The sequence below is a fragment of the Floccifex sp. genome (assembly GCF_051873555.1).
GTDB lineage: Bacteria > Bacillota_I > Bacilli_A > Erysipelotrichales > Erysipelotrichaceae > Floccifex.
The window spans coordinates 1,579-5,314 of sequence record NZ_JBJEEY010000153.1 but is presented as its reverse complement, the minus strand read 5'-3'; the positions used below and the strand labels follow the sequence as shown (position 1 = coordinate 5,314).

Genomic DNA, 3,736 nt, shown 5'->3' with positions numbered 1-3,736 from the left:
CATGTTCATGTGCCTTTTTTGCCCAGGACTCAATATCAAATACATTTAAAGCTGGATTGGCAATGGTTTCTCCAAAAACACATTTAGTATTCTCCTGAAACGCATTTTCCAATTCATCCATTGAGCAATCCGGATTTAAAAACGTAAATTCAATGCCCATTTTTCGCATTGTTACATTAAATAAATTATAAGTTCCCCCATAAATCGTAGACGAACAAATCACATGATCGCCACTATTGGCAATATTAAATACTGCATAGAAATTTGCGGCTTGTCCACTGCTAGTCAACATAGCAGCCGTTCCACCCTCTAAAGCACAAATCTTGTTGGCAACATAATCATTGGTTGGATTTTGAAGACGTGTATAAAAATAACCATCGGCTTCCAAATCAAATAATTTCCCCATATCTTCACTTGTATCATATTTAAAAGTTGTACTTTGAACAATTGGAATCATTCTTGATTCCCCGTTTTTTGGACTATATCCAGCTTGAATACACTTTGTATCTTGTTTCATAATTTCACACCATCCTACTCTTTCTATTTTACAAAATCTTCTAACTTTTTAAAACCTCATTTTTATGCTACATTAATGACATGAGAAAAAAAATATGTGTAGGCATTCTAGCCCATGTTGATGCCGGAAAAACAACCTGTATCGAAAGTATGTTATATACAGCCGGACAAATACGAAAATTAGGAAGAGTCGATCACCAGGATGCTTTTTTAGATTACGATGGCCAGGAAAGAAATCGAGGCATTACCATTTATTCTAAAGAAGCCTATTTTAGCTGGAAAGACAATGACATCTATGTCATTGATACGCCCGGCCATATGGACTTTTCCAGCGAAATGGAAAGAGTTTTACAAGTATTAGATCTAGCTATTATTTTAATCAATGGACAAGACGGTGTTCAAAGCCATACCCAAACCATCTGGAAATGCTTAGAACACTACCACATTCCTTGTCTTTGTTTTATCAATAAAATGGATATTTCTTATATATCAAAAGAAGACATTTTAAAGGATTTGACAAAACGCTGTTCTAGTTTATGTATTGATTTTTCAGATACAGAAAAAGACGAAAAACTAGCCATGTTATCGGATGACCTGTTAAACGAATACATGGACACCAATACCATTTCCATTTCTTCTATACAACAACTCGTATTTAAAAGACAATGTTTTCCATGTTTCTTTGGAAGTGCTTTAAAAGTAACTGGAATCGAAGAATTAATGGATGCCATATGTGATTATTCATTGGATAAACAATACGGAAATGAATTTGGTGCTAAAGTTTATAAAATATCCAATGACGAACAAGGCAATCGCTTGACCCATGTCAAAATCACAAGCGGAACTTTATATACCAAACAAAAAATCAACGAAGAAGAAAAAGTCGATCAGATTCGTCTTTATAATGGAAAAAACTATCAAATGATTTCTGAGGCACAAGCCGGTATGATTTGTGTACTAAAAGGACTCCATCATTTTGAAGTCGGACAAGGCATGGGCATCGAACAAGATAGTGAACAACCTTTATTGAATGCCTATTTAAACTATCAATTATTATTACCAGAAACGATAGACCCTGTTCAAATGATGAAAACATGTAACATCTTAGTGAGTCAAGACCCACAGTTGCGCATTGAATACAACGAACAAACCAAAAAAATTTCGCTTCAATTAATGGGTGACATCCAAATGGAAGTACTTCAAAAAAAGATTTATGATTTAAGTGGCATACAAGTCGGATTTACAACAGGAAAAGTTATTTATAAAGAAACCATTCAGGAAGAAGTCTATGGCGTAGGACACTTTGAACCTCTTCGACACTATGCCGAAGTCCATGTTAAATTAGAACCACTAAAACGAAACAGTGGCCTTCAATTTGATAGTGAAGTCTCTATGGATGATTTAGCCATGAACTGGCAACGCCTGATTTTAACGCACATGCAAGAAAAACAACACAAAGGTGTCCTCACGGGTTCTTATATTACAGACATGAAAATTACTTTAGTGGCTGGAAAAAGTCATTTAAAACACACAGAAGGCGGCGATTTTCGTCAAGCAACTTATCGAGCTATTCGACAAGGACTTAAAAAATCAAAATCCATTTTATTGGAACCTTATTATTCTTTTACACTGAATTTAGATTCTTCCTGTCTATCCAAAGCCCTATATGACTTGGAAACAAAACAAGCTACAGTTACTATTGAAGAAAACCTTGATGGAACTATGACCATAAAAGGAAGAGGCCCCGTTCGCTTATTGATGAACTATCAAAATGAAGTGATTGCGATCACCAAAGGAAAAGGAACTTACAATTGTCAATTAGATGGATATGATATATGCAAAGACGCCGATGAAATTATTGCCTCTATTGGCTATGACAGCGAACAAGACTTTAAAAATCCAACAGGATCGGTTTTCTGTACCCATGGCTCTGGTTTCTATGTTCCCTATGATGAAGTGGAAAACTACATGCATATCAAACCCAAAGAAAATTCATTAACGTCTTATTCTTCTGTTAAATACAACATCAAGGAAGAAGAAGTGCAACGTGTTTTCAATATGATTTCCGGTCAAAATCAGAATAAAAAGAAACAATACACAAAACCTAAAAAGAAAGTCGATTTTTCTTATGAACGTGTTAAAGTTGAAGAAAAACTACCAGAGTGTTTGATTGTCGATGGTTATAATCAATTATATGGATGGAATTCATTAAAAGACGATGTCAAAGAAAATATTTCTTATGCCCGTGATACATTGATTTCTTTACTTCAAAATTATCAAGGCTATAAAAATATTAAAGTCATGATTGTCTTTGATGCCTATCGAATAAAAGACACTTATTCTCGAAATTCAAAATCCGGTGATACCGAAGTCATTTATACCAAATACGGACAAACTGCAGATAGTTATATAGAAAAACTTGTTCATGATTTAAAAGGAAAATACAAAATTACGGTAGCCACTTCTGATGGATTGATTCAAAATTCCATTTTAGCAAGTGGAGCTAGTCGAATGAGTGCACGAGAACTAGAAATGCGTGTAAGAAATGTCAATAAACAAGCTTTTCAAGCATTAAGGGAGAACTAATGTTCTCCCTTGATCCATGTTGTAGCTCCAATATATTGTACATTTTTACTGCCAAATACATTTCCCATTTCACAGCATTCTTTTAATGATAAATCCATACACAAACCTTTGACAAAACCTGACACAAAACTATCGCCAGCTCCAGTTGTATCCACACAATTTACTTTATATCCTTCTACCCAATACGATTCATCTTTAGTTTGTACAAAACAACCATCTTTTCCACATTTAATAATGACATGTTTCACACCGGCTTTTATGAATTTTAAAGCCGCTTCTTGAGGTGAATGCGTTTGTGTTAACAACATAGCCTCCGTATCATTGGGAATCAAATAATCAATCAAAGGAAGCGATTGTTGTAAATCTGAAACTGTTTCATTATTTTTACAACGCGTCATATCCACTACTACTTTCATTTTTTGTTTCTTGGCATAGGAAAATAAAGAAAACAATTCTTTGTCTTTGAAATCTGGATATACAAAAATCGAAGCAAAACACATTATATCCCCTGAAAAAGAAGGAATATCATCTAAATATAATTTTCGTAAAGACCCATTTTGATTCACTAAAAAATGACGAGACCCATCTTCTTTGATCAAAACCACATTAACAGCTGTATCTACCTCTTTATAAA

General features: G+C 34.2%; 3 protein-coding genes. 1 reads left to right on the top strand and 2 read right to left on the bottom strand.

Annotated features, from left to right (window positions below; translation table 11 throughout):
* A partial coding sequence (locus ACI32A_RS08700; RefSeq protein WP_439754665.1) for a PLP-dependent transferase occupies positions 1-517 on the bottom strand: 517 nt, incomplete at its 3' end.
* A gap of 80 nt (positions 518-597) precedes the next feature.
* Here ACI32A_RS08700 and ACI32A_RS08695 point away from each other — a divergent pair.
* Positions 598-3,102, top strand: a complete 2,505-nt coding sequence (locus ACI32A_RS08695; protein WP_439754664.1) for an NYN domain-containing protein — start codon at positions 598-600, stop codon at positions 3,100-3,102.
* Here ACI32A_RS08695 and ACI32A_RS08690 read toward each other — a convergent pair.
* The coding region (locus ACI32A_RS08690) for a carbohydrate kinase family protein (RefSeq protein ID WP_439754663.1) at positions 3,099-3,736 on the bottom strand (638 nt) is incomplete at its 5' end. The two genes, ACI32A_RS08695 and ACI32A_RS08690, sit on opposite strands and share 4 nt — an antisense overlap.

Coding starts and splice junctions, on each gene's coding strand:
- ACI32A_RS08695 (WP_439754664.1), top strand. CDS start 598: ATGAGAAAAAAAATATGTGTAGGCATTCTAGCCCATGTTGATGCCGGA.